Source organism: Bacillus badius NBRC 15713, assembly GCF_001591605.1.
Lineage (GTDB): Bacteria > Bacillota > Bacilli > Bacillales > Domibacillaceae > Pseudobacillus > Pseudobacillus badius.
Genome location: NZ_BCVF01000083.1, coordinates 1 through 3726 on the forward strand (window position 1 = coordinate 1; position 3726 = coordinate 3726).

Sequence of the window (3726 nt, forward strand, 5' to 3'; positions counted from 1 at the left end):
GCAAGTGCTTCCGATCGAGAAAAAGCTCTTTAACAAAGCATTGTAACGTTAAATTCGTGGGGTTTAGCCCCCACACGACTAGCCAGCTACCTCCCCAAAACAAGGAAGGAAAAATTTTTAAACAAAAATTCAGAGTTGATTCAACTAGTAGAAACGTTATAATGTAATTTATGGAAAAAATTCCGCATATTAGGAGGATTAGAATGAAAAAAATTGCAACAGTTTTACTTTCATCTGCATTATTATTTAGTCCAGTAGCGTTGAATTCGCAAACTGAAGCTAGTACCTTGAATCAACTGGTTCCTATTGCCCCTTCTGATTCAGAAATCGGTAGTATGCAACCTTATGGTATGAACCCACCTACTAGTAGTGCTTCTACACATGATATTTCAGTAAGTACCTACAATTACCAGGTTTCAAAAGTAGGCGCACAAGTTTATACAGATAAGTTTATTAAAGGCAAAACAACAATGAAAATATCCGTTAAAAATTGGAAAGTTTTGAACTCGCATGGGGGGACTTCTAACTCTCTTACACTTACTGTATATAATTCATCTGGTAAAAAGGTTGCTGGTAAAACAATTACTATTTCAAAAGGATCTGGTTCCGCCAGCTTTTCTGGTTTAAGCTCTTCTACAAAATACTATGTTAAGTTTTCAGTGCCATTAAATAGCAATACTTATTCATTTAATGGTTCCATTTCTTAGTAATTTAATAGCATAATTATTTAAAGAAAAAAGAACATCGTAACTTTTCGATGTTCTTTTTAATTTAAAATTTTGGAGGTTCCCAAAAATGTCTAGAACTATTTGGAAAGGTGTATTTATTCTCTACATATTAATGCTACTTAACTTTATAGTGATTAAGTTTAATGGAAATATAAACGGTGTTATAGATACTATACAATCCAATACTGAGCGGAGAGCTGCAGGAGAATCAGCTGTAAACTTAGTTCCTTTTAGAACGATTGACACTTATGTAAGTGATGTGAATTCAGGAGTACCCTTTATAAATATCCTAGGTAATATTATTCCTTTTGTACCTATGGGATTCATAATACCTCTCGCTTTTCCTTCTCAAAGAAATATAATTAAAACTATGATTTCTTGTTTATTTTTGATATGCAGTATAGAGATTATCCAACTAATCTCTTTTTTAGGCAGTTTTGATGTAGATGATATTATATTAAACCAACTAAGTTGTTTTATAGGTTTTATGCTATTTGTAACATGCAAGAATGCTTTTAAAATAGTCTCTTAAAAAGTTATAAAAAGAAGAACCATTGGCATCTGTCAACGGTACCGGAATGAAGCGATAGCGGAATGAGGATAAGGAGTTGACAGATTCTTCTATCCTAAACCCTCTTGGCATTGAATCGAAAACATTCGATTCCTGCCTACCGGCGAGGGAGCCCCCTCAAAGGTGAGGGGGATGGGGGAGTTTGTTATAGGGGGTCTGGGGAAGGGTTCCCCAGCGGGTTTGGGCGGCGCCCAAGGATTGTTTTTGGCCATGCTTAGGCATGGCTTTTCGGCTTGCCGAAAAAAGCCTCGCAGAGCACACTCTTTACGAAGGTAAAGTATAGTGTGATATACTTTACCTGGAAGTAGATGCCGGAAAAGGGTGCTCTGGGGCGTCGAAAGGAGTGCGAAAAATTGAGCTATGCAGTCGTTCATATGGAGAAGATGAAGGCGTACGATTTGAAGGGGATGCAGTTTCATCATCAACGCGAACGGGAGAGCCGGACGAATCCCGACATTGACAAAGAGCGCTCCTATCAAAATTATGATTTGGTCAATGAGGATCCCATCGACTTTAATAAGCGAGTGAAAGAAATCATTGAATCGCAAAAAACAGGAACGAGGAAAACGAGAAAAGATGCTGTGCTCGTTAACGAATTGCTAATCACGTCTGACAGGGAATTTTTTGATCGGCTTGATCCGGACGAGACAAGAAAATTTTTTGAAGACAGTCTAACTTTTTTTCAAGAGCGATATGGAAAACAGAATATCGCTTATGCGGTCGTGCACATGGACGAAAAAACACCTCATATGCATATGGGGGTGGTTCCTATGCGTGATGGCAGACTTCAAAGTAAAAACGTGTTTAATCGCCAGGAGCTGCTTTGGCTTCAAGACAAGTTTCCTGAACATATGCAGAAGATGGGTTTTGAATTGGAGCGAGGAGAAAAGGGATTTGATCGTGAGCATTTATCGGTCCAAGATTTCAAGCGAAAAACAGCGAAGGAACAGCTTGAAAAAGAGATTGCTTCACTAGAAAAAAAGCTTTCGGGTAAGAAAAATGAATTGTTAACCTTAAACGAAGAAATTTCGGACGAGGTTCGAATTTCTGCCAAAAGAGAAATGAAAAAAGTGGAGGTCAAAACGGAGGAAAGAAATTTGTTCGGCATTCCCAAAAAAGAGATCAAGAAAAAGCCGACTGGTAATATTCTTGTGCCTGAAAAGGAATTCAAGCAGTTGGTGGCAGCTGCCAGAGATAACAAGCAGCTGAAAAGCCGGATGGAGAAAATTCTTCGTATGGACCTTGCCAAAGAAAATCAGAAGTTGGCCAGTCAGTTGAATGGGACTTTAAAAGGCTTGAAAGAAAAAGAGAGGGAAAATCAACGGCTGAACGAGGAAAACTATTCTCTGCGTTCTCAGAATCACGAATTACGGCAGGAAATTCATTTTTTATATCAAAGTACCAAAGAGTTTTTAAAAGAGCGTACAGAGAGCGTGAGAGCCTTTAAAAACGTTTTTAAGGATTTTGTAGGCAAGGTTAAGGAGAAAGTCATTGGAAGCGAATTTGAACGCTTATACAAGCGCGAAAAAGCTCGTGAAAGGAATACTGAGCTCGAAAGATGAAAAAAGATTTAAAAATGAGTTAGAGCACTAGAAAGTCCATCACTTAACGGATTTTTAAGTGCTCTAACTCATTTTTATTTGATTCTTTTTAAGTGATCGTACTCTTTTTTAGTTTGATTAATATTTTGCCCTTTGTGTCCGATGTGAGGGTTTAGACGGTACGTATTTGAATTGCCTACTTTGGGGCCTTTTCTTATAATATCTTGTTCTAATAAGCCTTTTATTGCTCTTGCTACATTTGATTGTTGCATTCCTAAATCCTTAGCAATTTCTGTTTGAGTCACTCGTATATAGTTTTCAAAATCCAATTTTCCTAATAATTTCAGTATCACTCGATATTCTTCGTAACTCAATTTAGCGTCTGCCATCCAGCTTAAAGGATCTTGGTACATAGCTAGCCAACCACCTCCTAAATTCGATTTCATGGGTTTGTAAGGCATTGTAAGACTGACAATTTCACCGGTTTCAGGATCAACATTAGCGTGTAGCATTTTTGTCTTTTGTAAACGTTTATATTCTTCCTGATTCATTATGTATTTCGCCCCCCCTCAAAATATATAAACTATATCTATTGAGATATATATCTCTACAGCTATAGTTTATATCACAGGAGATATATAGGTCAACCTTTAAACCCTTGGTATTATTGACTTTTCAGAAGGCCCCTTCTGTATCTGTAAAAAAAGCTATGCTCCAAGCAAGGTTCAGGTAGTATTTTTTTGAGAAAAACACTCAAAAAAATCTCCACCTTTTCCCCCTTGCTCTCCGCATTTTTTGGCGGTGCTGGTTATTCGCCAAGCTCACCATACCCAAAACGAGGAATATCGGTGATGAGCTTGCTCTGAATAGGATACCGCCAAAAACC

The 3726-nt window shown here is 37.7% G+C and carries 4 protein-coding genes; 3 read left to right on the top strand and 1 reads right to left on the bottom strand.

The window, feature by feature from the left end:
* The first annotated feature begins 203 nt into the window (after nt 1-203).
* From BBA02S_RS19600 to mobV, 3 genes are all read left to right on the top strand, one after another.
* Nucleotides 204-707 (top strand): hypothetical protein, encoded by a 504-nt coding sequence (locus tag BBA02S_RS19600; protein WP_041114687.1) that lies wholly within the window; start codon nt 204-206, stop codon nt 705-707.
* An 88-nt stretch (nt 708-795) separates the two neighbouring features.
* Nucleotides 796-1260 carry a VanZ family protein gene (locus BBA02S_RS19605; RefSeq protein WP_052477471.1) on the top strand — a complete coding sequence of 155 codons (465 nt, stop codon included), beginning with the start codon at nt 796-798 and terminating at the stop codon, nt 1258-1260.
* Between the two features lie 392 nt (nt 1261-1652).
* Nucleotides 1653-2861 carry a MobV family relaxase gene (mobV, locus tag BBA02S_RS19610; RefSeq protein WP_082040304.1) on the top strand — a complete coding sequence of 403 codons (1209 nt, stop codon included), beginning with the start codon at nt 1653-1655 and terminating at the stop codon, nt 2859-2861.
* 74 nt (nt 2862-2935) lie between these two features.
* On the opposite strand, the gene BBA02S_RS19615 is transcribed toward mobV, so the two are convergent.
* Nucleotides 2936-3391, bottom strand: a complete 456-nt coding sequence (locus tag BBA02S_RS19615) for a replication/maintenance protein RepL (protein ID WP_041114686.1) — start codon at nt 3389-3391, stop codon at nt 2936-2938.
* Between the last annotated feature and the right edge of the window lie 335 nt (nt 3392-3726).

Excerpts from the sequence above, each read along its gene's own strand:
- BBA02S_RS19600 (WP_041114687.1), top strand. The coding sequence starts at position 204 with ATGAAAAAAATTGCAACAGTTTTACTTTCATCTGCATTATTATTTAGT.
- BBA02S_RS19605 (WP_052477471.1), top strand. The coding sequence starts at position 796 with ATGTCTAGAACTATTTGGAAAGGTGTATTTATTCTCTACATATTAATG.
- BBA02S_RS19615 (WP_041114686.1), bottom strand. The coding sequence starts at position 3,391 with ATGAATCAGGAAGAATATAAACGTTTACAAAAGACAAAAATGCTACAC.